This window comes from Breoghania corrubedonensis, from assembly GCF_003053845.1.
Lineage (GTDB): Bacteria > Pseudomonadota > Alphaproteobacteria > Rhizobiales > Stappiaceae > Breoghania > Breoghania corrubedonensis.
Genome location: NZ_QAYG01000001.1, coordinates 763,788 through 790,487 on the forward strand (window position 1 = coordinate 763,788; position 26,700 = coordinate 790,487).

24 protein-coding genes and 1 tRNA gene are annotated in these 26,700 nt (G+C 63.0%); 18 read left to right on the plus strand and 7 right to left on the minus strand.

Annotated features, from left to right (window positions below; genetic code table 11):
- Window positions 1–7: 7 nt before the first annotated feature.
- The 4 genes from C8N35_RS03355 to C8N35_RS03370 are packed head-to-tail and all read left to right on the plus strand — an operon-like array spanning window position 8 to window position 4,944.
- Window positions 8–1,426, plus strand: coding sequence for an amidase (locus tag C8N35_RS03355; RefSeq protein ID WP_107988177.1), 1,419 nt, complete (start codon window positions 8–10; stop codon window positions 1,424–1,426).
- Window positions 1,423–2,964 carry an ABC transporter ATP-binding protein gene (locus tag C8N35_RS03360; RefSeq protein WP_107989052.1) on the plus strand — a complete coding sequence of 514 codons (1,542 nt, stop codon included), beginning with the start codon at window positions 1,423–1,425 and terminating at the stop codon, window positions 2,962–2,964. The genes C8N35_RS03355 and C8N35_RS03360 overlap by 4 nt, the downstream gene beginning before the upstream one ends.
- Window positions 2,954–4,003 carry an ABC transporter permease gene (locus C8N35_RS03365; protein ID WP_107988178.1) on the plus strand — a complete coding sequence of 350 codons (1,050 nt, stop codon included), beginning with the start codon at window positions 2,954–2,956 and terminating at the stop codon, window positions 4,001–4,003. The genes C8N35_RS03360 and C8N35_RS03365 overlap by 11 nt, the downstream gene beginning before the upstream one ends.
- Window positions 4,003–4,944, plus strand: coding sequence for an ABC transporter permease (locus C8N35_RS03370; RefSeq protein ID WP_428977085.1), 942 nt, complete (start codon window positions 4,003–4,005; stop codon window positions 4,942–4,944). Before C8N35_RS03365 ends, C8N35_RS03370 begins: the two co-directional genes overlap by 1 nt.
- 41 nt (window positions 4,945–4,985) lie before the next feature.
- Here the strand turns inward: C8N35_RS03370 and C8N35_RS03375 are convergent, their stop codons facing one another.
- The 4 genes from C8N35_RS03375 to C8N35_RS03390 form a co-directional block, all read right to left on the minus strand.
- Window positions 4,986–6,191 carry an acyl-CoA dehydrogenase family protein gene (locus C8N35_RS03375; RefSeq protein WP_107988180.1) on the minus strand — a complete coding sequence of 402 codons (1,206 nt, stop codon included), beginning with the start codon at window positions 6,189–6,191 and terminating at the stop codon, window positions 4,986–4,988.
- 63 nt (window positions 6,192–6,254) lie between these two features.
- Window positions 6,255–7,025: an SDR family NAD(P)-dependent oxidoreductase gene (locus tag C8N35_RS03380; protein WP_107988181.1), complete on the minus strand. Its 771-nt coding sequence runs from the start codon at window positions 7,023–7,025 to the stop codon at window positions 6,255–6,257.
- Window positions 7,026–7,191: 166 nt separating this feature from the next.
- A complete protein-coding gene (gene queG, locus C8N35_RS03385; protein ID WP_107988182.1) occupies window positions 7,192–8,319 on the minus strand; it encodes a tRNA epoxyqueuosine(34) reductase QueG in 1,128 nt (375 codons plus the stop codon).
- Window positions 8,320–8,357: 38 nt separating this feature from the next.
- Window positions 8,358–9,050, minus strand: a complete 693-nt coding sequence (locus C8N35_RS03390; protein WP_107988183.1) for a glutathione S-transferase family protein — start codon at window positions 9,048–9,050, stop codon at window positions 8,358–8,360.
- 266 nt (window positions 9,051–9,316) lie between these two features.
- Here C8N35_RS03390 and C8N35_RS03395 point away from each other — a divergent pair, with 266 nt between their 5' ends.
- Window positions 9,317–10,123, plus strand: coding sequence for an undecaprenyl-diphosphate phosphatase (locus C8N35_RS03395; RefSeq protein ID WP_107988184.1), 807 nt, complete (start codon window positions 9,317–9,319; stop codon window positions 10,121–10,123).
- A 130-nt stretch (window positions 10,124–10,253) separates the two neighbouring features.
- On the opposite strand, the gene C8N35_RS03400 is transcribed toward C8N35_RS03395, so the two are convergent.
- Window positions 10,254–11,231 (minus strand): complex I NDUFA9 subunit family protein, encoded by a 978-nt coding sequence (locus C8N35_RS03400; RefSeq protein ID WP_107988185.1) that lies wholly within the window; start codon window positions 11,229–11,231, stop codon window positions 10,254–10,256.
- Between the two features lie 381 nt (window positions 11,232–11,612).
- Here C8N35_RS03400 and C8N35_RS03405 point away from each other — a divergent pair.
- The 3 genes from C8N35_RS03405 (at window position 11,613) to C8N35_RS24475 (ending at window position 13,167) form a co-directional block, all read left to right on the plus strand.
- A tRNA-Leu gene (locus C8N35_RS03405) sits at window positions 11,613–11,699 on the plus strand.
- 86 nt (window positions 11,700–11,785) lie between these two features.
- Complete coding sequence (locus C8N35_RS24470) at window positions 11,786–13,018, plus strand: site-specific integrase (RefSeq protein WP_107988186.1); 1,233 nt, start codon at window positions 11,786–11,788, stop codon at window positions 13,016–13,018.
- Window positions 12,979–13,167 carry a site-specific integrase gene (locus tag C8N35_RS24475; RefSeq protein WP_146177338.1) on the plus strand — a complete coding sequence of 63 codons (189 nt, stop codon included), beginning with the start codon at window positions 12,979–12,981 and terminating at the stop codon, window positions 13,165–13,167. The genes C8N35_RS24470 and C8N35_RS24475 overlap by 40 nt, the downstream gene beginning before the upstream one ends.
- Window positions 13,168–13,345: 178 nt before the next feature.
- Here the strand turns inward: C8N35_RS24475 and C8N35_RS23820 are convergent, their stop codons facing one another.
- Window positions 13,346–13,486 carry a hypothetical protein gene (locus tag C8N35_RS23820; protein ID WP_170122009.1) on the minus strand — a complete coding sequence of 47 codons (141 nt, stop codon included), beginning with the start codon at window positions 13,484–13,486 and terminating at the stop codon, window positions 13,346–13,348.
- 574 nt (window positions 13,487–14,060) lie between these two features.
- Between C8N35_RS23820 and C8N35_RS23555 the strand changes: the two genes are divergently transcribed.
- The 4 genes from C8N35_RS23555 (at window position 14,061) to C8N35_RS03425 (ending at window position 20,188) form a co-directional block, all read left to right on the plus strand.
- Entirely contained in the window at window positions 14,061–14,525 is a 465-nt protein-coding gene (locus tag C8N35_RS23555; RefSeq protein WP_146177339.1) for a hypothetical protein, read from the plus strand.
- Window positions 14,526–14,665: 140 nt separating this feature from the next.
- Window positions 14,666–17,056, plus strand: a complete 2,391-nt coding sequence (locus tag C8N35_RS03415; RefSeq protein ID WP_107988187.1) for a calcium-binding protein — start codon at window positions 14,666–14,668, stop codon at window positions 17,054–17,056.
- A gap of 59 nt (window positions 17,057–17,115) precedes the next feature.
- Entirely contained in the window at window positions 17,116–18,873 is a 1,758-nt protein-coding gene (locus C8N35_RS03420) for a type I secretion system permease/ATPase (protein ID WP_107988188.1), read from the plus strand.
- Window positions 18,866–20,188, plus strand: coding sequence for an HlyD family type I secretion periplasmic adaptor subunit (locus C8N35_RS03425; RefSeq protein WP_107988189.1), 1,323 nt, complete (start codon window positions 18,866–18,868; stop codon window positions 20,186–20,188). The genes C8N35_RS03420 and C8N35_RS03425 overlap by 8 nt, the downstream gene beginning before the upstream one ends.
- Window positions 20,189–20,227: 39 nt before the next feature.
- On the opposite strand, the gene C8N35_RS03430 is transcribed toward C8N35_RS03425, so the two are convergent.
- Window positions 20,228–20,815 carry a recombinase family protein gene (locus tag C8N35_RS03430; protein ID WP_107988190.1) on the minus strand — a complete coding sequence of 196 codons (588 nt, stop codon included), beginning with the start codon at window positions 20,813–20,815 and terminating at the stop codon, window positions 20,228–20,230.
- Between the two features lie 157 nt (window positions 20,816–20,972).
- Here C8N35_RS03430 and C8N35_RS03435 point away from each other — a divergent pair, with 157 nt between their 5' ends.
- From C8N35_RS03435 to lptB, 6 genes are all read left to right on the plus strand, one after another.
- A complete protein-coding gene (locus tag C8N35_RS03435; protein ID WP_107989053.1) occupies window positions 20,973–22,415 on the plus strand; it encodes a Mu transposase C-terminal domain-containing protein in 1,443 nt (480 codons plus the stop codon).
- A 19-nt stretch (window positions 22,416–22,434) separates the two neighbouring features.
- Window positions 22,435–23,259 (plus strand): AAA family ATPase, encoded by an 825-nt coding sequence (locus C8N35_RS03440; RefSeq protein ID WP_107988191.1) that lies wholly within the window; start codon window positions 22,435–22,437, stop codon window positions 23,257–23,259.
- 373 nt (window positions 23,260–23,632) lie between these two features.
- Window positions 23,633–24,253, plus strand: a complete 621-nt coding sequence (locus tag C8N35_RS03445; RefSeq protein WP_107989054.1) for a ribonuclease D — start codon at window positions 23,633–23,635, stop codon at window positions 24,251–24,253.
- A gap of 158 nt (window positions 24,254–24,411) precedes the next feature.
- On the plus strand, window positions 24,412–25,134 hold the full coding sequence (locus C8N35_RS03450; RefSeq protein ID WP_146177340.1) for an LPS export ABC transporter periplasmic protein LptC: 723 nt from the start codon (window positions 24,412–24,414) through the stop codon (window positions 25,132–25,134).
- Window positions 25,131–25,700, plus strand: a complete 570-nt coding sequence (locus C8N35_RS03455; RefSeq protein WP_107988193.1) for an LptA/OstA family protein — start codon at window positions 25,131–25,133, stop codon at window positions 25,698–25,700. Before C8N35_RS03450 ends, C8N35_RS03455 begins: the two co-directional genes overlap by 4 nt.
- A gap of 232 nt (window positions 25,701–25,932) precedes the next feature.
- On the plus strand, window positions 25,933–26,700 hold the full coding sequence (lptB, locus tag C8N35_RS03460) for an LPS export ABC transporter ATP-binding protein (RefSeq protein WP_107988194.1): 768 nt from the start codon (window positions 25,933–25,935) through the stop codon (window positions 26,698–26,700).

The following is a 26,700-nucleotide window of genomic DNA, read 5'->3' on the forward strand; positions in this document are numbered from 1 at the left end:
ACCAACCATGACAGGACAAGACGACGCGATGGCCCTTGCCGAGGCCATCGCGTCTTCGCATGTGAGCGCGATCGAGGCGATGGAAGCCGCGATCGCCGCAGCCCAGACCCATTCCGGCTTCGGCGCCGTCGACGTCCTCGTGCCCGAACTCGGGCTCTGCGTCGCGGAGGTGATGGAGCAGGAGCGGCTCGACCGGCCGGCCCGGTTCGTCACCCGGCCATTTGCCGGCGTGCCGACGCTTGCCAAAAACCTCGGCAGCCCGTTCGCCGGCATTCCCGCAAGTGCCGGCTCCAACGCGCTGCGCGGCATCGCCGACGGCACCGCCGACAGCGAATTCGCCCGCCGCTTCCGCAAGATGGGGCTGATCCCCTTCGGCTCCACGCTGGTGCCGGAATTCGGCCTGTCGCTGGCGAGCGAGCCCATCGGCCTGCCGCCGGCGCGCAACCCGCTCGATCCCGAACGCACGCCCGGCGGCTCTTCCGGCGGGGCGGCGGCGGCGGTCGCGGCCGGCATCGTCGCCATCGCGCATGCGACGGACGCGGGCGGCTCGATCCGCGTGCCGGCCGCCTGCTGCGGCCTCATCGGCCTGAAGCCCACGCGCGGGCTGATGCCGGGCGGGCCCGATTTCGGCAATCATCTGGGCGGGCTCGCCAGCGAATTCGCCGTCTGCCGGTCGGTCCGCGACGCGCGCCGGGCCTTCGATCATCTGGCCGGCCATGCCAAGGGGCCGACGCCGGAACCCGTCCTCGATCCCGATATCCAGAGCCGGTTGACCATCGGGCTCATCGGCGATCTCGGCCCCTTCGCGCTCGATCCGGCGCGAGAGAGGGCGGTGCGCGAGGCGGCCGCCCTTCTGGAAGGCGCCGGCCACCGGATAGCCGACATTCCGTTTGCCCGCCTCCAGACCCTCGTCGCCAGCGGCATGCGCGGCTTCGACCGCATCATCTGCGCATCGATGGCCGCCGCGTTCGCCAACGGCGAGCTTGACGAGGACAAGCTCGAACCGCTGACGCGTGCGGTGCTGGAGCGCGGCCGGGCATTGCCTGCGGCCGAGCTCTGGAGCGCCGAGCAGGAGGCCGTGCTCGCCGCCCATGCGATGTGGCGGCTCTTCGGCGAGGTCGATCTGCTGCTGACGCCGATGCTCAGCGCCGCACCGCCGAAGCTTGGCGCCTTCCCGACCGATCACGACGCGGTCGAGGCGCACTGGGGCCGCATGACGGCGTTTGCGCCGCTCGCCTCGCTCGCCAACATGACCGGCGTTCCCGCCCTTGCCCTGCCGTTTGGCGAGGATGCGGACGGGTTGCCGCTTCCCGTCCAGATCATGGGCCCGATGGGCGCCGACAGGCGGCTTTTGACGCTGGCCGAAACGCTGGAGCGCCTGCGGCCATGGGCCCACCGTTTTCCGGTCGCGGGGTTGCCGGCATGAGCGAGACACCGGTTCTGCGCCTCTCGGGCATCTCCAAGCGCTTCGGCGATACCATTGCCAACGATGCGGTTTCCATCGATCTGGCGCGCGGCGAGGTGCTGGCGCTGCTGGGCGAGAACGGCGCGGGCAAGACGACGCTGATGTCGATCCTGTTCGGCCACTACACGCCCGACGAGGGCACGGTGGAGGTGGAGGGCCGCGCCCTGCCCCCGGGCCGGCCACGGGCGGCCATCGATGCCGGTGTCGGCATGGTCCACCAGCATTTCTCGCTCGCCGCGAACCTGACGGTTCTGGAAAACGTCATGACCGGCACCCAGAGCCTGTGGCGGGCAAAGTCGGACACGGCATCGGCGCGCCGGAAGCTCGCCGAGATCGCCGACCGCTTCGGGCTGGCGGTCGATCCGGACGCACGCCTCGGCGATCTGTCGGTCGGCGAGCAGCAGCGCGTGGAGATCCTCAAGGCGCTCTACAACGACGCCCGCATACTGATCCTCGACGAGCCGACGGCGGTGCTGACCAACGCGGAAGCCGAGCGGCTGTTTTCCACCTTGCGCGAAATGGCGCGCCAGGGCCTGTCGCTGATCTTCATCTCGCACAAGCTCAACGAGGTGCTGGCGGCGGCCGACCGGGTGGTGGTGCTGCGCGGCGGCAAGGTGGTGGCCGAACGCCAGGCGGCGGCGACCACCAAGGAAGAGCTGGCCGAACTGATGGTCGGGCGCCAGGTCGCGCGGCCCAAGCGCGAGGCGGGCAAGGCGGGCGACGTGGTACTGGAGGCGATCGGCGCCTCGCTCGTCGTCGACGGCGTGCCCCGGCTTTCCGATCTCAACTTCCAGATCCGCGCCGGCGAGACGCTCGGCATCATCGGCGTTTCCGGCAATGGTCAGGGGCAGCTCGCCCATCTCGTCTCCGGCCTGTCGGCTGCGACCGCAGGCGAACTCAGGCTCTTCGGCGAACCGATCCCGACCGGCGTGGAAGCGTTGGTGGAAGCCGGCGTCGGCCGCATTCCCGAAGACCGCAACACCGAAGGCGCCATCGGCGAGATGACGCTTTGGGAAAATGCCATTCTGGAGCGGGTGCGCTCGAGGCGCTTTTCGAAAAACGGCTTTGTCGACAGGGCGGCGGCGCGCGCGTTCGCGGCGACCATCATCAAGGACTTCGACGTGCGCGGCGGCGCGCCCGACCGGCGCACCCGGCTTCTTTCGGGCGGCAACATGCAGAAGCTCATTTTAGGGCGCAACCTGCACGACCAGCCGAAACTGCTGATCGCCGCGCAGCCCACCCGCGGGCTCGATGAAGGCGCCATTGCCGCCGTTCACACCCGCATTCTGGAGGCGCGCGCCAAAGGGGCCGCCGTGCTGCTGATTTCGGAAGATCTGGACGAGGTGCTGAGCCTTGCCGACCGCATCCGCGCCATCGTCAAGGGACGGCTGTCGCCGCCGCTTGCAGCGGACGAGGCGAATGCGCAGAAGCTGGGGCTGATGATGGCAGGCGACTGGAACAAGGACAGTCAGCACGGGGAGGCCGGTCATGCGCTTTGAACGCCGCGCCCACCGCCCGCTCGCCCTCGTCATCGCCTCGCCGGTGATCGCCATCGTCGCCGCGCTCGCCATTTCCGGCGCGCTGATCGCGCTGGCCGGGGCGCCGGTGCTTCAGGCCTATTACCAGATCGCCGTCGGCTCCTTCGGCTCCAAACTCGCCTTCACCGAGACGCTGACACGGGCGACGCCGCTGATCTTCACCGGACTTGCCGCCGCCGTCGCCTTCCGGGCGCAGGTCTGGAACATCGGCGCGGAAGGCCAGTTCTATATCGGCGCCATTGCGGTCGCCGCCTTCGGGGCGCAGGCGACCGCCGGGCTGCCGGCAGCACTCGCCATTCCGCTTCTGATGCTCATCGGCGCCATCGCCGGCATGATCGTGCTGCTGCTGCCGCTTGGGCTGAGGCTCAAGTTCGGCGTGGATGAAGTGGTCACCACGCTGCTTTTGAACTTCGTCGCCGTGCTGTTCGTCTCCATGCTGATCGAGGGGCCGCTGAAGGACCCGCTGGCCTTCGGCTGGCCGCAGTCGGTGCCGGTCGCCGACAACGCGATCCTGCCGAAACTGATCGAACGCTCGCGGCTCCACATCGGGCTCGCGGTGGCGATCGCGATCGCCGTCGTCGTCCATGTCGTGCAGGCGCGCACGGTCTTCGGCATGCAGTCGAAGGCGGCAGGCCTCAACCCCAGGGCCGCGAAATTCGCCGGCGTGCCGCTCGCCTCCACGCTGATCAAGGTGGCGTGCCTTTCCGGCGGACTGGCCGGGCTTGCCGGTGCTGTCGAGGTGATGGGCGTGAAGGGCTACGTCACCACGGATCTCTCGCCGGGCTTCGGCTATTCCGGCATCATCGTCGCCATGCTCGCCAATCTTCATCCCATCGGCGTCATCGCGGCCGCACTCTTCACCGCCGCGATGTTCGTCGGCGCGGACGGCATGAGCCGGGCCATCGGCATCCCGAGCTATATCGCCGACGTCACCGTCGCGCTGTCGCTCTTGACCATGCTGGTGGCGCTGTTCTTCACGCAGTACAGGATCGTCAAGTGATGGAGATCCTCGACATCTTCGCTTCCGCAGGGCTCTGGGCCGCCGTGCTGCGCATCGCCACGCCGCTGATCTTCGGCACGCTGGGCGCGCTCTTGTGCGAGCGCTCGGGCGTGCTCAATCTCGGCATCGAGGGCATCATGACATTCGGCGCGATGGCCGGCTGGCTCGCCGTCTATAATGGCGCGGATCTGTGGATGGGGCTTCTCGTGGCAGCGCTGTGCGGCGCGCTGTTCGGGCTGCTGCACGCGGCGCTCACGGTGACGCTCGGCCTGTCGCAGCACGTCACCGGGCTCGGCATTACGCTGTTTGCCAGTTCGCTCAGCTATTTCCTGTTCCGCCTCATCGTGCCGATCAAAGGCACGCCGCCAACCATCGTGCCGTTCCAGCCGATCGACATTCCGGGCCTGTCCGACCTGCCCTTCGTGGGGCCCGCGCTCTTCACCCAGACCGCGCCGACCTATCTCGCCATAGCTCTCGCCGTCGTGCTCGGCTACGTGCTGTTCTTCACGCCGCTGGGGCTTGCGGTGCGCATGACGGGCGAGAACCCGCATGCGGCCGAGGCGCAGGGCGTCAACCCGATCACGGTGCGTTACGGCGCGATCATGGCCGGCAGCGCGCTGATGGGCGTGGGCGGCGCATTCCTGACGCTGTCGGCGTTCAACTCGTTCTTTCCGACCATGATCCAGGGACGCGGCTGGGTGTGCATCGCGCTCGTCGTGTTCTCCTCCTGGCGGCCGAGCCGGGCGCTTCTGGGCGCGCTTCTGTTCGCGCTGTTCGACGCCTATCAGCTGCGCTTGCAGACGGCCGTGGGCAAGGCGGTGCCCTATCAGCTCTTCCTGATGGTGCCCTACATCATGTCGATCGTCGCGCTCGTGGTGATGGCCCGGCGCGCAAGGGTGCCGCAGGCCCTGATGCAGGCCTATCGGCGCGGGGAACGGTAGCGACGGAGGTTCACACGATTTGCGGCTGAACGCAGGACGCCCTACCCCCAGCTCCAGTAGTCGTCGCCTTCCTTCGCATAGAAGCGCGACAGCACCATCTTGTGCACCTCCGAGGCGCCGTCGACGATGCGGGCGCAGCGGGCGTAGCGGTACATCCATTCCAGCATGGTGTCCTTGGAATAGCCGCGCGCGCCGTTGAGCTGGATGGCGGTGTCGATCGCCTTGTGCAGCGTGTCGGCCATGTGGATCTTGGCACTCGACACCTCCTTGCGGGCACGGTCGCCCTGGTCGAGCTTCCAGGCCGCGTGCATGACCAGCAACCGGCCCATCTGGATCTCGTGCGCCACCTCGCCGAGCGCCAGTCCGACCGATTCGCGATCGGCGAGGCGAACGCCGAAGCCCTCGCGGCGCGAGACGTATTCCTGCGCGATCTCCATCGCCCGCTTGGAAACGCCGAGCCAGCGCATGCAATGGGTGAGACGGGCCGGGCCGAGGCGGATCTGCGTCACCTTCAGCCCGTCGCCCACCTCCATCAGCCGGCAGCTGTCGGGGATCTCCAGACCGTCGAATTCCAGCTCGCACACGCCGCCGTGCTCATCCGGGCCCATGTTCTCGATGCGCCGCACGATGCGCCAGCCCGGCTGGTCGCGGTGGAACAGGAAGGCGGTGAGATGCCGGCGCTTCTCGTCCGGATTGTCGTCGGTGCGCGCGATCAGGATGAAGTGCTTGGCGATCGCAGCCCCCGAGATGAACCACTTGTGGCCGTATATCTTCCAGCTGTCGCCGTAGCGCTCGGCCCGGGTGCGTGTCATGCCGGGGTCCGAGCCGCCGCCGGGATGCGGTTCGGTCATCACGAAGGAGGAGTTGACCTCGCCCTCGATGATCGGCTGCAGCCAGCGCGCCTTCTGCTCTTCCGTGGCCGTCATTTCCAGAAGCCGCATGTTGCCGTCGTCGGGCGCGGCGCTGTTGAAAACGCACGGCCCGAAGACGCAGCGGTTCGCCTCCTCGTAGAAGACGGCCTGGCCGACCATGGAAAGCCCCAGCCCCCCGCGCTCCTGCGACACCTGCGGCGCCCACAGCCCCGCCGCACGCGCCTTCACGCGCAGCTCGTCGCGCAGCGCAAGGCGGATGTTCTCGTATTCGTTGTAGGTCGCGGGATCGGATTCGATCGGCAGCAGATGTTCGGCGACGAACGCGCGCACGCTGAGGCGAAGCGCCTCGTGACGGGGATCGAGCGTGAAATCCATCGGTCGTGTTCCTTGCAAGGGCAGAAAGAGACGGTGGGGAAAAGGCAGAAAGAGAGGGCGGGATCAGAGCGAATTGACGAGGTGGCCGCCGTCGACGGGAATGACGGCACCGGTCATGAAGGACGAGGCGTCGGTGGCCAGCAGCAGGAACGGCGCGTCGAGCTCTCCAAGATGGCCGATGCGGCGCATCGGGATGCGCTTGACCATCGCCTCGCCGCGCGGGGTCTCGAAAAAGCCCTCGTTGATCTCGGTGGCGAAATAGCCCGGCGCGATCGCGTTGACGCGCACCTCAAAGCGCGCGAGCTCCAGCGCCAGCGCCTTGGTGAGCTGCACGACGCCCGCCTTCGAGATCGCATAAGGAACCACGCCGGGGGCAACGCGCAACCCGAGCACCGAGGCGATGTTGATGATCGCGCCGGGGCTTTTCGCATCGCGCCAGTGGCGGGCGGCCTCCGTCGCCATCAGCCACACGCCACGCAGGTTCACGTCGAGCACGGCGTCGAAATCCTCGATCGTCTGATCGAGCGACAGCCCCTCGCTCGCCATGCCCGCGTTGTTGACGAGCACGTCGAGCCCGCCAAGCGCCTCGGCGGCCGCCGCGGTGCAGTCCTTCACCGATGTTTCGTTGGTGACGTCGAGCGGCAGGGCGACGGCTTCGGGCGCTCCGGCGGCCTTCAGCTCGCCGACGAGTTGTTCCAGCCGATCGATGCGCCGTGCGGCGACGGCGACGCTGGCGCCGTTTTTCGCGCAGATTTCGGCAAAATGCGTGCCCAGCCCGCTGGATGCGCCGGTGACAAGTATGCGTCGGCCCTTCAGCCGTGCGCCAAGATCCATGAAATCCTCCCAGGTTCCCGTCGGCTTCTCCCGAGCCGGTTCGGTCCGCCGACTTTAGGGGCAATGACGCGAATGGGAAACCTGTTCGCGATTGCGAAAGGAAAGGATCACCACGGATACGTGCAGCAGCGGCCGCAAACTGCGAACGGGCGGCAGACGAAAGCGCTCAGGAGGCAGCGCCGGAATGCCATTCCTCGCGCACGGACGGGTCTTCCTCCCGCTCCGCGTTTTCGCGCCCGAGCCGGGCGAACTCGTCCCCCGGCAGCAACCGCGACAGGGCCCAGACGGCCGCGCCGCGCACATCCGGGGCCGGATCGCCGAGCAGTCTCCGCGCCGTTTGCGCCAAAGCCGCGTCCCCGGAATTGCCGATGGCGATAGCCACGTTGCGGATGAAGCGGTCGCGGCCGATGCGCTTGACCGGAGAGCCGGAGAAAAGCGCGCGGAAGGCCGCATCGTCCAGCTTTGCGAGATCCGCCAAGGCCGGAGCCTCCAGATCGGCGCGCGCCTTGAGCTTCGCCTCCCGTGCGGTTTCGGCGAACTTGTTCCACGGACACGCGGCGAGGCAATCGTCGCAGCCATAGATGCGGTTGCCGATGGCCTGGCGGAATTCGCGCGGGATCGGGCCCTTGTGCTCGATGGTGAGATAGGAGATGCAGCGCCCGGCATCGAGCCGATAGGGCGCGGGGAAGGCCCTGGTCGGGCAGATGTCGAGGCAGGCGCGGCAGGAGCCGCAACGGTCCGCCTCGGGCGCATCGGCCTCGAGATCGAGCGTGGTGAAGATCGCGCCCAGGAACAGCCAGGAGCCGAATTCGCGCGAGACGAGGTTGGTGTGCTTGCCCTGCCAGCCGAGCCCGGCGGCCGCCGCCAGCGGCTTTTCCATCACCGGCGCGGTATCGACGAAGACTTTGACATCCGGCCCGCCGTCTCGCGCAAGTGCTCCGATCTGGCCGGCGAGCGTCTTGAGCTTGCCCTTGATGACGTCGTGATAGTCGCGGTGGCGGGCGTAGACCGAGATCGAGCCGACCTCGGGCCGCGTGAGATTTTCCAGCGGATCGCGGTCGGGGCCGTAATTCATGCCGAGCATGACGATGGAGCGTACGTCCTGCCACAGCACGCGCGGCGCGGCGCGGCGATCCGCCGTCTCCGCCATCCACTCCATGGTGGCGTGGTGGCCATCGGCGAGAAAGCGGGCAAGCCGCTCAGGCGCTTCAGGAATCGCGTCGGCATGGGTGATGCGGCAGGCATCGAAGCCCAGCGCCCGCGCCTTTTCGGCTATGGCCTTTTCAAGCCGCACACCCGGCTCCCCTCGCCTGCCCGTTCAAAACTTGCGTCTCAGAAATCGAGATCCGCGTAGCTCGGCGCCGGGCGCATGCCGGGGATCGTCTCGCCGAGCAGGCTGCGAAAGCTCGGCCGCGATTTCACCCGCGCGTACCAGGCCTTGGCGTGCTCGTCCTCCTCCCAGGGCACCTCGCCCAGGTAGTCGGCACACGAAAGCTCGGCCGCCGCCGCCATGTCGGCAAAGCTCAGCTTGTCGCCGCCGAGCCAGCGGCGCGACGCCGCCAGATAGCCGATGTAGCGCATGTGGTGGCGGATGTTGGTGCGCGCGGCCCTGAGTGCGGCCGAATCAGGCTCGCCGCCGCCGGCCGATTTCGGCATCTCCTGCTTGTAGACCTTCTCGCGCACGAAATGGCCGATCACCTCGCGGTCGAACTTGCCGAGGAACCAGTCGACGAGGCGGCGCACTTCCGCCCGGCGCTCGGCATTGTCGGGCATCAGCCGTTTTTCCGGGATCATGTAGCCGCGCGTCTCGTCGAGATATTCCATGATCACCCCGGCGCCGCAGACCGGCGTGCCGTCGTTTTCCACCGCCACGGGTACGGTGCCGGCGGGATTGATCAACAGGAAATCGCGGCGGCGCTGCCACGGGAATTCCAGGTAGGCTTCGAAGTTGACGCCATATTCGTGCAGCGCCAAGCGCACGAAGCGCGAGGCCGGCGAGAAAGGATGGTGATATACGATCAGCATGCGTGGTTCATATACTCGTACCGCGGTCCGTTGGGCCGCCATCAACATTGTTGATGTGCCCAATACGAGAAACCGGTAAACGGATCCTGCAAGCGCCGATATGCGGCCGGCAGGCACCTTCAAGACCCTTACCCGACGCCGGAAGGCGCCGCCAGATCAACTACCGGACAGAGGCCCGGATCGGGTACAAGGCCGGGCATAACCGGCCTGCCCCTCTCGCAACGCCCTATCCGTATCCTATCCAGTCATCAGCGGACCACATTCCCATGGACCTACAGACCATCTTCGAGGCGCTTATCCTGGGCACCGTCGAGGGCCTGACCGAATTCATTCCCGTCTCATCCACCGGCCACCTGCTGCTGCTCGGACATTTCATGGGCTTCGAGAACCCCGGCAAGACCTTCGAGGTCCTGATCCAGCTCGGATCGATCCTCGCGATCCTGTCGGTCTATTTCTCCAAGCTGTGGCAGCTCTTCATCAGCCTGCCGTCCGATCCCAGAAGCCGCTACTTCGTGGCCGGCATCTTGCTGGCCTTCCTGCCGGCCGCCGTCATCGGCTTTCTCGCCCACGACTTCATCAAGGCGGTCCTGTTCGCCTCGCCGGCGCTGATCTGCACGACGCTGTTTCTCGGCGGTCTCGTTCTGTTGTGGGTCGACAGGCTCGACCTCAAGCCGCGCTATCATGACGTGGCGCACTATCCGATGCACGTCTATCTCGCGATCGGCTGTTGTCAGGTGCTGGCCATGGTTCCCGGCGTTTCGCGTTCCGGCTCGACCATCGTCGGCGCGCTGCTTTTGGGAACGGACAAGCGCTCGGCGGCGGAATTCTCCTTCTTTCTGGCGATGCCGACCATGGCCGGTGCCTTCGCCCTTGATCTCTTCAAGAACCGCGACCTCATAACCCTCAACGATGCCGCAGTCATCGGCGTGGGCTTCGTCACTGCCTTCATCGCCGGCGTCGTGGTGGTGCGCTGGCTTCTCGACTACGTTTCGCGCCACGGCTTCTCGCTGTTCGCCTGGTGGCGCATCATTGTCGGCCTTGCCGGTTTCGCCGGACTGTACCTCTTCGGTTAACCCAGATCACCGGCAAGCCCGCACCACCGGTACCACCAACAAAAATGCGGCAGGGCCGAACCGGCCTTGCCGCACAAAATTGTCGCAAAAAAGACCGCCCCCGCCGCACAACGCCACGGCGGGGCCCCGCCTACTTGGCGTGATAGGCCGAATCGAACTGACCGTGGACGCGGTAGCGCCACAGGTAGGTCGGAAGGATCGCCGCCAGCGTTACCGGGGAGATGCCCAGGCCTTCCAGCGTATGGCCCGCGTCGATCGCCTCCTGCGACACCACGTTGTCGACCTCGAGCATGCGCACCTGATCGACGGTAAGCGGTGCCATGGGCAGCGACTGCACGATCCGCGCGAGGACGCGCGCGATACCGAACGGCAGCGAGACGAGCAGGCGCTTGCGTGCCGTTATCTCCAGCATCAGCCGCATGCATTCCTTGAAGGACTTCACCTGCGGGCCGCCCAGCTCGTAGGTGGCGCCGGCTTCCGCCTCGCCGTCGACCGCGCGGCCCACGGCCTCCGCCACATCCGCGACGAAGACCGGCTGGAACTTGGTGTGCCCGCCGCCGATCAGCGGCAAAAACGGCGACATCCGCGCCATGGAGGCGAAACGGTTGAAGAAATCGTCCTCGGGACCGAACAGGACGGAGGGCCGCATGATCACCGCCTGCGGTACGGCCTCGCGCACCGCGGCTTCGCCTGCCGCCTTGGAGCGGGCATAGCCGGCGGGCGAATTCGCATCCGCGCCGATGGCCGAGACGTGAACGAGATCGGTGATGCCGGCCTCGCGGCAGGCTTCAGCCACGGCCCGCGCGCCGAAGGCCTGGACGGCGTCAAATGTCTGACGGCCGCTCTGGGACAGTATCCCCACGAGATTGACCACGGCATCGGCACCGGCGATCGCATGCGCGACCGAATCGGGATAGCGCAGGTTCGCCTGCACGGCGTGGATCTGGCCCACGGTGCCCAGCGGCTGCAGGTGAAAGGCGAGATCGGGACGGCGCACGGCCACGCGCACCCGCCAGCCCCGTTTGGCCAGAACGCGCACAACATAGCGGCCGACAAAGCCGGAGCCGCCGAACACCGTCACAAGTTTTCCATTGAGCGGAGTGGTCATGATCGCTCCTTCTTCTCAGCCCACCGCATGTCACGCCTTGCGAACCCATGCGCGCGCGACGCGCCGAACCGGCTGATTCGCCAGCGGTCCGATTCGTCTTGCGCGCAGGCTCTGCGCCAGGCTCCCTCCGGTGGTCCGCACCCTTTTGCGGCTCTCAACGGACCGTCCTCCCGGCACGCCGTCATTGAAGGCGTGGGCAGCGCAGCATCGTCGCGTCCTTGCCTCATACCGCCTTGGACGCTGCGTGTGAAGTGCGCAGCATCTCCAACACCGTTTTGACGCGTCATGAAGCGAAAACAGATGGGTGTTGAAAAGCCCACAGGAACCGCTTGTTATGTGATTGACAAGGCGCGGCGGGGTCCGTATGTATCGCCGCCATCGGCCCAGGTGGCGGAATTGGTAGACGCGCTAGCTTCAGGTGCTAGTGCTCGAAAGGGCGTGGAGGTTCGAGTCCTCTCCTGGGCACCATTTCCCCGTTGAGAAGCTATATTTCTCAACGATTTCAAGACGTAGCGGCTCCCTCTGGTACACGTTCCGGTCCACCGGAGGTCCACATGGGGCTTGTTTTGAAATATGCCAGACTGACCAAGGCGGGGACTTGGCAATACCGACGGCGGATCCCTACCAAGCTCCGCGACTTCCTCACACAAGGTGAATTCAAGCGCTATCTCGGCTCGACCGAGCGCGAGGCGCTGAAGAATTTCCCGAAGGTCGATGCCGAATTCGAGCGGCTTGTCGCCGCCGCGCATCGCAGGGCTTCCCGGCTTTCCGATACGAGCCTGTCACCGCTCGACGTGCACCGCGAAGCGGAGCGTCTTGCACGTGAACTGGCGCAAGGCACGGTCACAATCGGCGGCCGAACGCTGCCCGCCAGCGACCCGGACGCGGCCGACATCCTTCGCGACAGCTATTTCTCCCAGCTCCCGCAAGACAATGAGACCGGCGAGCCTGTCGGCGAACCCGATATCAACGGCCGCGCGGTGAGCATTCTGGCCAATGGCGGGCGGCTTGCACGGCCCGAGCCCACGCTTGCCGACGCGAAGCGGCTCTATGTTCGCGAGCGCATCACCGGCGACATCAACGAAACCGCCAAGCTCAACCGGATCGAGCGGGTCATGGACTATCTGTCCCATGCCATCGACGCGACACGCCCGCTTTCCAGCCTGACGCGCGAAGACGCACGGGACGTTCGCGACCACATGCTGCGCGATCTCGACATGCGGCCCGCCACCGTCAAGCGCTACATGAACGACATCCGCGCGCTCGTCAGCTTCGGCATCACGGAATACGGACTGCGGGACGCGTCGAACCCGTTCATCCGACTTCCGGTCAAGACCGAGATTTCGGTCCAGGAGGAACGCTCCCCCATCCCGGAGGCAACACTCAGAGCGATTCGCTCACAGCTTGCCAACCATGCAGGTCCCACGCTGTTGCGGATTTGGCGGATGCTGGAGGGGACCGGCTGCCGTCTCGGCGAGGTGTCCGGGCTTCTGGTCGCCGATGTCGTGCTCGATGGCGCCATTCCCTATCTGAACCTCGTCCACCACCCGCACAGGCGGCTCAAGACGGCTGGATCGGTGCGCCGGGTGCCGTTGATCGGCGAGGCGCTGGAGGCCGCACAAGAGGCCGTAGACGCGGCCGAGGGGGGGACACCCTGTTCTCCCGATATGGCCGTGTGCGCGGTGCGGATGGAGCCTCGGCAGCGATCATGCGGCATGTGCGCGCCATCACCGACGATCCGAAGATCGTGGTCCATTCGCTGCGCCACAACATGGAAGACCGGCTGACGCGAGCCGGGGTGAGCGAGTTCGACCGCAATCTCGTCCTCGGTCACGCGCGCGGCGGCATGAGCGAGCGCTATGGCGGACCGGATGCGCGGCTTGAGGTCGCCGAGCGGGCGCTCAGGGCAGCGCTGGCGGATCGGGCGGGGCGATAGCCCGGTTCGGGAGGTCGCCCGATGCCTATATGCCGATGAAATCGTATCCGCCCCAACTCTCACACGGACCGAATGGGTGAGGACAGGGAACCCCGCCGGTTTCCCGGCGAGGCCCTGAGCGAACAAACGCCCGGCAGAGGGTGCAATTGCACCCGGCTACTAATTGCACCCGTACGGGCTAGAACGGGGCGTCCTCATCGTCGTCATCGTCAGCGTCGTCCCACTCGTTCACGTCGGCGCCCCATTCGTCCAGGTTGTCCCGCCCGCCGACAAACCACTCGGCGATTTGCTTGAACCGGGGATCGCCGAGAGCGGTCACGACCGCCTCGTTGACGGCATCGGTGTGACTTTGATCGCTATTTGGCGCTGAATATCGGCACTAATTGGCATTGCACAGTGCCAGCGACGATGATGAAGCGGTCGTTCTTGTCTCGCAATTGTCACCGAGCCTGCGATCCTAAGAAATCCGAAAGAGCGCGTGAGAACCTAATCGACCTCGTAGATACTATATGCTGCGAGGATACTCTCGGTCGATTTGCTCCGGCAGTTATCGACTAACTCTGGCGCTAACCTCCTTCGTAGAAATAGGAGGGGCGCATGCTGTCTTCATTTCCGGGAGACGATACTGCCCAATAGAGTGATGTTGAGCACATCTTAGGCCCAGCCCAAAAAACACGGTGCGCGCTCGATTGGGGCACGCATTGCCGCGACATCAAGACCGCCAACGGGCTCTTCAAGCGATGCAGAGTAGGCGTGGCACACTACCGCGCAAAGGCAGCCAAGACGATGGCAGGGGTATACAAACAAACCAATGTTTGTTTTAAAGGTGAACCTGAGCGTCCTATGCGTGAGGCCGATGAACGATATTCCGCCGGAACAATAGTTGATCGACAATGAATAGAAGATTTAAGAAGAAATATATCACAATATTTACTTTAGTGGCATTGTCATTGCTTGCCTATCGTATTACTTCTATTAATAGAAGCTGCAATAATTTAAGTGAAAATCAAGTATATATCTCCGCTCTTGGTCATTTTAAATTGAATTATGGTGGTGAAGGAACTATTAGTAAAGAAGATGGGGGAAATTATATAACCTACAAAAAATTGCCTTTTCCAGAGGCGGATATGTATATGGATATATATCCGGATTGTTGCAGTTATTACCCGACGCAAACAAGCGGTTATAAAACATCATTCAGTGATAAATACATATCCGGATTTTGTGGATTCGTCGAGTTTACTGTTCATCGGCGCTATGTGGGCGCTAGTGGAACGATCGAAGATGCACTCCCATACGGGCTTATATGGGCTGTCGACTATAAATACAACATAATTGAACACCCGAAACGGAGATAAAAATGTCTCTTCCTACAACTAGTGACGTTGTAACGAATTACCTATATGGCACCGGTGCTATTCCGACGGCTTATACTGATGGAGGACTGATCTGAAATTCAGATTCCAATAGCGAGATAATAATAAATGTCAAAGAATATATGGAAGACGGGGCGGGTCGATTTGCGCTGACCTCTAATTTTGTGTTAGTTCGGCAATTTTTTGATGCACCACTAGTTGTTTTAGAAGGGTACTTCAATGAATTTCTATCAAATGAAGGTGATTCAATCGTTCATATTTCAAAAGAACAAATGAAGGATCTTATTAATTTAGATTTTTATGGATTAGTAGTCGATCAAAAAGACTGGGACGATGGATCCGGTGACTACGTGGATCGCGTTTATGTATGGGGGAATACCGCATTTCAAATTAATAACGATGCCGATTTTATTATCGAAAAAAGTTATAATGCTAATGGTATTGCCATATACACTCCTCGACTCGAGAATTATTATATCGAACCGCTGCGTCTAGAAAATGGTTCAGGCGCTTATCAGCCGGAAAATTTCGATTTCAAAACAAGCAATGATGATTGGGTAACCCAGCAAACTGCGGAAACCTCTGAACGGGCTATTGATCCGTCAGGGATTGGCAGGACCGTTTCCTTGACATTTGATTCATCCGCTTTGACACCAAAGACCTACACGGTTGATGATTATCTCGCTGATGAGCAGAAGGATAGTCAATATTATAGTTCTTTTGAAACCGATTTCAGCAAGCACCAGCAGCTAGCTGATGGCACCCAAGATATATTTGATAATCTTTTCGATAGTGGAATTAGTGCAACTCTCTTTGACGATAAAATCATCGTATATGGCACAAATGAAAATGACGTCATGAATAGCTACACGACATCTAAAGGTCATGATGTTAGTGATGAAACGAGTACGGTCGGGATTTACGGCGTCTACAGTTTCACCTTCGATCTCCCGCAGCACGAAAAGACCGGCAACGGTTTTGTCTTTGTCAGCGGTGATGGCGCCGATGAACTATACGGCGGAGCCAAAAACGACTATCTATTTGCGGGTAATGGAGATGATTACCTTTTCGGTGGGGCTGGCACCGATCAAATGCAAGGTGGCGGCGGAAATGATTTCTTCAGTATTCAAGTAGAGGGCGATGAATATACAGTAGATTGGTCGTATTATAGTAATTTTGAACTATCAATGATGGATGATGCTGATGTCATCCTCGATTCCGATAAAAATGATACGTTAGTATTTGACGATTATATCGAAACGAACGGAGATATTTACGACGGAACGATCCATCTTGATGGTGCCGATTTTATGCTGGGTGGAGGATACGACGGCGGAACAAAATTCTTCAATCAAATTACAACTGATGTATATTCAATTGCTGGACTCTATGGTCCGCGTGTGGTGATAGGAGGTGATAATTACTACGTAAGCCTTTACTGCACCATAAAAGAATCCGATTTGTACATCTGGCGTTCTATAGAAGACGCATGGGATGGCGCCGACAACATGAATGGCGTGTGCATTATCAAAGACTTCGAGTGGGGCGATTTCGGCATAACGCTTGAGGGGCAGGGGAATACGGATGATGACGGCGACGACGATGGTGATGGTGATGGTGATGGTGATGGAGGATCGGACAATCCGGTCATAGACGGCACAGACAATGCCGATGTTCTCGACGGAACGGACGCGGATGAAGAACTACGCGGGCACGACGGAGACGATACCCTCAACGGAGAGGGCGGCTCCGATGTTCTGGATGGAGGGGCCGGGGCCGACGTCCTGAATGGTGGCGACGGTATGGATGCGGCGTCCTATGCCTCGGCAGCCGGCGGCGTCACTGTTCATACGGGAGATACGAGCCAGAACACCGGAGATGCGGCCGGTGACCAGTATATTTCGATCGAAGGCATACTCGGGTCCGGCTACAATGACGAGATCATATTCGTCTCCGACAACCCGATCGTGTATGGCGGAGATGGCGATGACACCATAACTCTTGTAGGCCAAACGGGTGAAGCCTACGGCGAGAACGGCAACGACACGCTTTACGGTTCATCGGGCACCGATGCTCTAGACGGGGGCGCAGGCAACGATATCCTCTTCGGTTACGAAGGCAACGATACCATCGACTGCGGAGCCGGCGATGACTACGCAATCGGCGGCTCGGGCGACGATACGATTTATGGCGGCGACGGCGGCGACGAGATTTATGGTCATGAAGGTGCTGACACTATCGAAGGCGGTGCCGGTGACGATATTCTGTTTGGCGATGGCGGTAACGACCGGCTGGTAATGGGAGCCGGCGATGATTACGCACAAGGCGGTGCCGGCAACGACACTTTCGTCTTCGGCTCGGATCTCGGCGGAAACATAATCGCGGATTTTTCTTCCGGCGATATCATCGAGTTCCAAAACGTCGCCAGTATAGCCTCCTATCAGGATCTCCAAGACTATATGAGCGAGTGGGACGGAACGACCTACATCGAAATCGATGCCAGAACTATGTGACGCTTGAGGGCGTCAGTATGAGTTCGCTCACGGAATCCGACTTCCAGTTCGCCTGATCGATGGTGGTGTCAAACGCTCAAAATGCGCCCCGGGCCTCGACTTTGTCCGGGGCGCTATCCGCCTGCCGCGGCGCGTTTTTCGGCGTAGGCGCCGTCAGTCTCGTCATCAACCTGTTGATGCTGACGGGCCCGATGTTCATGCTGCAGGTCTATGACCGGGTGCTGGCCAGCCGCAGCGTGCCGACGCTGATTGTGCTCGCGGGTCTTGCCGGCGCACTCTACGTGTTCTTCGGTCTGCTGGAGGACTTGCGTGGTCGCAGCCTGTTGCGGATTGGCCAGAGGCTCGACACCCAGCTTTCGGGCGCGAGCTTCGCAGCCGCCGTCAACCTGCCCGTGGCGCTCGGACGACGCGGGGCGCGGCTCGATCCCGTGCGCGATCTGGAGCTGGTGCGCCAGTTCCTCACCGGGGCCGGGCCGGCAGCACTGTTCGATTTGCCCTGGATGCCGCTCTATCTGGCGATCGTCTTCCTGCTCCATCCCTATCTTGGTTTTCTGGCGCTGGGCGGTGCCACGTTCATTATCGCGCTGCTTGTCCTCAACGAGGCGACCTCACGCAAGCCGACGCAGGAACTCGCGGGTCTGAACGGACAGAAAGTCACGACGCTTACCTCGGTCCGGCGTAATGGCGAGGTCGTCTCCGCCATGGGCATGCTGGAGACCCTGACCAACCGCTGGAACGCGGGTAATCAGCGCTTTCTCTCCCGCCAGCAGCGTGCCAGCGACCGCGCCCTGATGTTCGCCTCCATCACCAAGGCGTTCCGGTTCCTGCTGCAATCGGCGGTACTTGGGCTTGGCGCCTGGTTGGTCATCCGTCAGGAGATGTCGTCGGGTGGCATGATCGCGGCCTCGATCATCACCTCGCGCGCACTGGCCCCCGTCGAGCAGGCGGTGGCGCACTGGCGCGGCTTTGTCGGCGCGCGCCAGGCACGCCGACGGCTCGATGAGGTTCCGCGCGCCGAGACCCACACGCCTGAGACCGAACTGCCCGCGCCCCATCGCGATCTCAAGGTCGAGGCCTTGATGGTCGCCGCCCCCGGCGAGACAACGGCGCTTATCCAGGGCGCGAGCTTCCGGCTTGCCGCCGGCGACGGGCTCGGCGTTATCGGCCCGTCCGGCTCGGGCAAGACGAGCCTTCTGCGCGCACTGGTCGGGGTCTGGCCGACGAGCCGTGGTGCGGTGCGTCTCGATGGATCGGAACTCAACCAGTGGACGCGCACGGCGCTCGGCGCCTCGATCGGCTACCTGCCGCAGGACGTGGAGCTGTTTGAGGGAACGATAGCGGAGAACATCGCCCGGTTCGAGCCGGAGCCCGCTTCGGAGGCCGTGCTGGAAGCCGCCCGACTTGCCGGGGTGCACGATCTCGTCGCCGGTATGGACAAGGGCTATGACACGCAGATCGGCGAGGCAGGCGCCCGGCTCTCCGCCGGCCAGCGCCAGCGCATCGGTCTGGCGCGCGCACTCTATCGCTCTCCTTTCCTGATCGCGCTCGACGAACCCAACTCCAATCTCGATGCGGAGGGCGACGCGGCCCTCACTCAGGCAATCAAGGCAATGCGCGAGAAGGGCTCGATCGTCATCGTGGTGGCGCACCGACCAAGTGCGCTGGCTGCGGTGGATACGGTGCTGTTGATGAAGGACGGCCGCCAGGCGGCCTTCGGGCCGAAGCAGGAGGTTCTGGATCAATTGCAGAAGGCCCAGACACAGCCGCAACCTCAGGCGCCGGCCGGTTCGTTGAAGGTGGTGCCGCAGCATGCATGACACCGGCGACACCTACGACGAAGCGGCGATCTCGCATTCGCTGAGGCGCAACCTGTGGCTGGCGCTGGCGCTCGCGGTGCTGCTGGTGGCGGGCTTTGGCGGCTGGGCGGCGATCTTCGAGATATCGGGGGCGGTGATCGCGCCGGGCACTGTCGTCGTGGAAACGAGCGCCAAGAAGGTGCAGCATCAGGAAGGCGGCATCGTCGGCGAGATCCTCGTGCGCGACGGCGACCGGGTCGATGCGGGCGATCTGCTGCTGAGGCTGGATGATACGGTGGTCAGGGCCAATCTCGCCATCGTCTCCCGCCAGCTTGACGATCTCACCGCCCAGGAAGCTCGCCTGCTGGCGGAAATCGAAGGCGACGAGAGCATCACGTTTCCGGCCGCATTGGAGGCGCGGCGGGGAGACGTTGCTGTTGCGATCGGTCTCAAGGGGCAGGAGGATCTTCTCGTGGCGCGCCGTACGAGCCTGGCCGGGCGGCGTGCGCAGCTGAACGAGCAGATCGGCCAGTACAAGGAGCAGATCCACGGGCTCGCCGTCCAGCGCGATGCCAAGGCGGAGGGCATCGGCCTTATCGGCGCGCAGATCGAGGATTATCAGAGCCTGTTCGACAAGGGGCTGGTGCCGGAATCGCAACTGACCGCCTTGAAGCGGGACCGCGCCGAACTATCCGGTTCCCATGGCGGCTTCATCGCCGAGATCGCGCAGGTCGGACAGGCTATCAGCGAGCGCCGCATCCAGATCCTGCAATTGGATGAGGAATTCCGCGAAAAGGTGCTGACGGAGTTGCAGGAGGTCCGTGCCAAGATCGCGCAGCTGGAAGAACAAAAAGTAGCGGCCGAGGACAAGTTGCGCCGGGTGGAGATCCGCGCGCCGCGCGCGGGCTTCGTGCATCAGTCGGCGGTGCACACGGTGGGCGGCGTGCTGGGCCCCGGCGAGGTGGCGATGCTGATCGTGCCACAGGAAGACGTGCTTCTGGTGGAGGCGCACGTACAGCCCACCGATGTCGATGATGTTCATCCGGGGCAGACAGCGACGTTGAGACTGTCGAGCTTCGACATGCGCACGACGCCTGAGCTTCAGGCCAAGGTGCTGACGCGCTCGGCCGACCTGACGCAGGATCCGACCACGGGGATGGCCTACTACACCGTGCGGCTTACCATTCCCGAGGAGGAGCGCGCCAAGCTCGATGGAAAAGTGCTCGTGCCCGGCATGCCCGTGGAGGCCTTTATCGAAACAGGCATGCGAACGGTGATGTCGTATTTCCTCAAGCCGCTCACCGACCAGTTCGCGAAGGTGTTCAGGGAGACGTGAACTCCTTTGGAACGACGGCAAGGCCGCGTTCTCACCATTTTATGACACCGCTGCGGATGATTGCCGAGCAATCGTTCGATAGACGGTCGGCCGCGAGATCGAAAACACCTCGGCAAGATCGCTGATCGAATAGTCGCCAGTGTCATACATCCGGCGCAGTTCCTTTTGCTGGCGCTCGGAGAGCTTCGGCTTCTTACCGCGCAACTTGCCCCTCGAACGGGCAAGCGCCATGCCCTCGCGCGTCCTCATCCGGATCAGATCGGCCTCGAACTCGGCGAAGGTGGCGAGGATGTTGAAGAACAGCTTGCCCATCGGGTCGGACGGATCATGAACGCTGGTCCCGATCTGCAACCTCACGCCCCGCGCGGCAAGATCATCCCCGATCGCGCGAGCGTCAGGGACGGAGCGCGCGAGACGATCGAGCTTGGGAACCACGAGCGTATCGCCGTTGCGCACGGCCGCAAGCGCCTGATCGAGACCGGGTCTCGCTCGGTTCGCGCCTGTGAAACCATGATCGGTATAGATGCGATCCGCCGCAACGCCGAGTTTTTGCAAGCTGTCCTTCTGGGCGGCGAGATCCTGTTTGTCGGTCGAGCAGCGGGCATAGCCAATGAGTGTGTTCGTCATGTTCGAATCTGTAACGTAAGGGGCTCCTTCACTGCAAGAAATATAGTACCATCCATATGAGACGGACGCCTCCTTGGAAAGGCCAGGCTTTTAGCCCTGTCGAATTGTCGTGGGCACGCCGTCCGTTGAACGAACCTCTTTCGGACAGGGGGATTTCATGAACAAGGCAGAGGATGACGGAACGGTCGCAAAGCGCCTTGCCATGTTACGCCCCTATATTGATGGCGAGGCCCCACTAACGAAGGTGGCCGCTGCTGCCGGTGTCCCGCTTCGCACCGCTCGCCGCTGGATTGCGCGAATACGAAAGGGTGGCCCCGCCGCACTTGAACGCAAACAACGCGCCGATGCCGGAGACCGACGGCTCGATGCCGATCTTGTGGAGCTGATCGAAGGGTTGGCTCTCACCAGCCCGCGGCTGTCGATCGCAACCATTCATCGCCGCGTCTGCAAGTTTGCGGCGGATCGGGGATTGCGGCCGCCTTCCTATGCGAGTGTTCACTCAATCGTGGGAGAGATCGACCCGGCCACTCTGACGCTTGCCCATGAAGGCGAAGCCTCTTTCCGTGACCGATATGAACTGATCCATCGGCATCGCGCCGAGCGGCCGAACGCGATATGGCAGGCCGATCACACCCAGCTCGATATTTTGATCCTAGACGCCAATGGGACGGAAGTCCGCCCGTGGCTGACGACCGTGATCGACGACTATTCTCGCGCCGTCGCTGGATACATGGTGTTCCTCGGATCTCCATCGGCCCTGAACACGTCGTTGGCGTTGCGCCAGGCGATCTGGCGCAAGCCGCAAACCGACTGGCCGGTCTGTGGGATACCCGACCTGCTGCATGTCGATCATGGGGCGGATTTCACCAGCATCCATCTCGATCAGGCGGCCGCGGATCTTCGCTTTCAGATCATCTATTCCGCCGTTGCCCGCCCCCAGGGGCGAGGCAAGGTCGAGCGGCTGTTTGGAACGATCAACATGGAGTTGCTGCCAGAGCTGCCGGGGCATCTTTGCAGGGGAAAGCCCGCGACTGCCCCTCGGTTGTCGCTGCCGGAACTGGATGCTGCTGTCGGAGCCTTCATTGTCGGCAACTACAACACAAGAAAGCACAGCGCGATCGGCGCGGCTCCGATCGAAGCGTGGCGCGGCCAGGGCTGGCTGCCCCGGCTGCCGGACGATCTGGAAGTGCTCGACACATTGCTGGTCATGGTTGCCAGGCCCCGCGTGATCCGTCGCGACGGCATTCATTTCGAGGGGCTGCGCTTCCTCAACCCGACATTCGCGGCCTATGTCGGCGAAGCCGTGACCATCCGCTACGACCCCCGCGATATGGGAGAAATCCGGGTCTTCTATCGCAATGCGTTCCTCTGCCGCGCAGTCAACGCCGAGCATGCCGACCGGAGCGTCACCCTCAAGGATGTGCAGACTGCCCGTGCCGCCTATCGCCGCAAGGTACGTCAGGAAATCAAACAGAAGCGAGGTCGTGTGACCGATCTGCTGCCAGCCCCGCCTGCCCCGATATTCGCCCCGCCAACGCCAAAACCGGAAGCACAGCTGCCCGCTCGGCGGCGTCTGCGCATCTATGCCGAAGACAAATGATGGCGCAGAGGGGAGGCTGATGACGCAGAGGGGAGGCGAGCGAACGGGCACATTCATCGTCACCGGCGAGCACCGTCGCTTCTCCGAGTTCGCCGATGCTGTTCGCAAGCATCGATATATCGGTGTTTGTCATGGTCCCGCCGGTGTGGGCAAAACGCTTTCCGCCCGCCGCTACGCCCGATGGGATATCGCACAAGCCCTGCTGGATGAATGGGGCCCGCGGAAAGAGTCGGATGCAAAGGTCCACGCGGCGCTCGCCCGCTCACGCGCAGTCTTCTACACGCCGACGGTGGGAGCCACCTTGAACGAGTTGCGCAAGGATTTGCCACGTCTGCTTAGCCGCGTCGATATCTGCGTGGACCAGCATGTAAGGCCGCCGGGCAGCCTCATTTCGTGCGGCCGTTCCCGTTATGTCGAGTTGATCATCGTCGACGAGGCCGAACGCCTTTCGACGTCAGCCCTCGAATACCTCCGGGATGTGTTCGATCGTGAAGGCATCGGCCTGATCCTGATCGGCATGCCCGGCATTCAAATGAAGCTTGCCCGCTACCCTCAACTCTACAGCCGCGTTGGTTTCGCCCATGCTTATCGGCCTTTGCAGGATAAGGAACTGACATTCGTCCTAACCCGGCGCTGGCGACAGCTCGGGCTCAATCTTGATGACGCCGACTTCACAGACACCCAGGCCGTTGCCACGATTGTCCGGATCACGGGCGGCAATTTCCGCCTCGTTCACCGGCTGTTTGTCCAGATCGAGCGCATCTTGCGCATTAACGGGCTCAAGACAATCACTGATGATGTCGTCGAGGCGGCACGATCCGTCCTCGTGATCGGCGCCACATAGCGCTGATAATCAGTGCCAATTTGCGATCAAGGTCACAGCCTTTCTCCCGCCAAAACCGCGTCTGCAAGTTCCGTCAGATGTGTCTTGAACCCATTAGCCACATCGGAAATTCATCATCAACACCAATGATTTATAGTGTTTCCAGAGTGACGGACAAACCATTCTTAAATCTTGCATTTTATCTTCATATTTTATCTGGTGACGACGGTTTGCTCGCCGGGCAACCGGGGAAAGGCCCACGCAACAATGAAAGGGGCGGCGCAACGCGCGATGCGGCGCCCTCGCCGGTTGGCAGGAAGAGAGGGTTCTGGCATACACGGTCGCGAAGCGCCGCGTGCGCCGCCTTTCCTTCGAATTCCATCGGGACACTTGCATGACCATCCGCCTGCACAAGGGCGACCTGCCCTCTCTCGAGTCTTATCCAGCCGGCGGCGCCGTCGCGGTCGACACCGAGACGATGGGCCTCAATCCGCACCGCGACCGGCTGTGCGTGGTCCAGCTTTCCCCCGGCGACGGCACGGTCGATGTGGTGCAGATCGCCAAGGGACAGCGCGCGGCGCCAAACCTTGCCGCGCTGATGAGCGATGCGGCCCGGGTGAAGATCTTCCATTTCGCGCGTTTCGATATCGCGGCGTTGCAGCATGGCCTGGGCATTGCGACGAGCCCGGTCTTCTGCACCAAGATCGCCTCGCGGCTGGTGCGCACCTATACCGACCGGCACGGGCTGAAGGACCTGACGCGCGAACTCATCGGCGTTGAGCTTTCCAAGCAGCAGCAGAGTTCCGACTGGGGGGCGGACACGCTGAGCGAGGCGCAGCTCACCTATGCCGCCTCCGATGTGCTCTATCTGCACGCGCTGCGCGACGAACTGATCGTGCGGCTCGCACGCGAGGGACGCACCGACATCGCGCAAGCCTGCTACGACTTCCTGCCCACCCGCGCCCGCCTCGACCTTGACGGCTGGCCGGAAGCGGACATTTTCGCCCATTCGTAGGGACAGGCGCGAGCCGGCGGGCGCGGGGAAACGCCCCCGACGCCTTGCCGCTCATGACGCTTTCGTGATGATTGCGGCCCGCCATGATCCACATCCGCCACAATAGCGCGTATAACGGTTCCCTCGACAAACCCTTCACCGCCCCGGCCGGAAGCGAGATGGATCAGCGAACGGACCAGATCGGCCCGCACTCCTCCGCCGGAGTTGCAGACGGCTCTTCTTCTGCGCTTTGGGGCGTGCAAACCCCGGAGCGGCTTCAGCACGAGCGGAGGGCGGCCCGACGGCACTCGACCCGCGTGCGCTGGCTGAAGCGGCTTTTGCCGGCGATGAGCGTGCTGATCGTGGCGGGCGTCCTGGGCGCGATGGCGTTGCGCAACCTGCTGCCCGGCTTCGATCTCGGCGCCATCAACATCACCACCGACGGCATCGTGATGAGCAACCCCGAACTTTCCGGCCACGATGGCGAGCGGTCCTACAGGGTTACCGCCAAACGGGCGATCCAGAGCCTGATGAACCCGAAGCTCATCACGCTCGAGGAAATCGACGCCCGGGTGAAGCTCAGTCCCGAAGAATGGGTGGCCTTTACCGCTCCGCACGGTATTTATGACAGTGGGAACGAACGGCTGAAGCTGTCGGACGGGATCAAGCTGGAATGGAGCCGCGGTTACCACGTGACGCTGAGCGGCGCTGAGATCGGCCTGAAGGACGGGTCCATCCTGTCGGACGACGCGATCCACGTCAGCTCCGATCAGGGCACGTTCCAGGCCGGCAGGATTTCGGTTGCGGACAACGGCGCAAGCGTCCATTTCACCGATGGAATAAAGATGACACTTCATCCCGCCCAGGCGGGCGACAAGAAACAACGGGAACAAGCTCAATGATCCGCACGCTGCCGGTCGCAGTCCTGCTTATCGCCGTCATTGTCGCCGTCGCGCAGATCGCGGTCGCGCCGCAGGCGAGCGCCCAGACCTTTTCCGACAGCTTCGCCGGCTTCGGCTCCAACGAGAAGGAGCCGATCCAGATCGAGGCAAAGGAACTCAACGTCCAGGACAAGGACCACACGGCCGTCTTCGTCGGAGATGTCGTGGTGCGCCAGGGCGACGCCACGCTCAAGACGCAGCGGCTGAAGATCTTCTATGCCGGCTCGGCCGCCGGCGGCCCGGTGCAGAGCCGCATTTCCCGCATGGAAGCCAGCGGCACGGTGCTGATTTCCTCAAAGGACCAGACGGCCACCGGCGACCGCGCCTCCTTCGACATGGACCGCGAGCGGCTGGTGCTTTCGGGCAAGGAAGTGGTTCTCTCGCAAGGCCCCAACGTGGTGGTCGGCAGCCGGCTGACCGTCAACCTCAAGACCGGCAAGGTGGATCTGGAAGCACCGGGCAAGGGCCGCGTGAAGGTGCTGATCACGCCCAACAGCCTGAACGGCAATACCGGCGGAACCAACTGAACGCGCCGGCTTTTCGTGCCGGATGCAAGGCATCGCCGACAACGCCGGGCGACGCCGGGCGGGGCCTGCGTGTTCCCCGCGTCTCGACACGTCCGGACAAAGGCTATACGAAAATGCCGGCTGACCGGTTTGTGGTTCGTCCTATCCCTTATCGAGACTTGACCCCTTGAGACTATTCCCCTTCCCCGTGCCGTTCTCGCTCAAGGGTCGCGCAGGACCGAAAACCCGAAACATGAGTGCAGGGGCGACGGGCGGCGCGGCCCCGCTCGAGGGGAATGGCGAGGCGCTCGTCATCACCGGCATCGGCAAGAGCTACCGTCGGCGCCGCGTCGTCAAGGATGTCAGCCTGTCGGTGCATCGCGGCGAAGCGGTTGGCCTCCTGGGCCCCAACGGCGCCGGCAAGACCACCGTGTTCTACATGATCACGGGCCTGATCCAGCCGGACCACGGCTCGATCCATCTCGACGGTTTCGACATCACGCGCCTGCCCATGTACCGGCGCGCCCGGCTCGGCATCGGATACCTGCCGCAGGAAGCCTCCATCTTCCGCGGGCTGTCGGTCGAGGACAACATTCGCGCCGTGCTGGAAGTGGTGGAGCCGAACCGCAAGCGGCGCGCGGAAGAACTCGACGCGCTGCTCAACGAATTCGGCGTCACGCATCTTCGCAAGTCGCCCGCCATCGCCCTGTCGGGCGGCGAGCGGCGGCGCGTCGAGATCGCCCGCGCGCTGGCCAGCCGCCCCGCCTTCATGCTTCTCGACGAGCCCTTCGCAGGCATCGACCCGATCGCGGTCGGCGACATCCAGCAGCTGGTGCGCCACCTCACCCAACGCGGCATCGGCGTTCTGATCACCGATCACAATGTGCGCGAGACGCTGGGCCTGATCGATCGCGCCTATATCATCGCGTCGGGCGAGGTGCTGACGGAAGGTCTGCCCCGCGACATCGTCGACAATCCCGATGTGCGCCGGCTCTATCTCGGCGAACAGTTCACCTTCTGA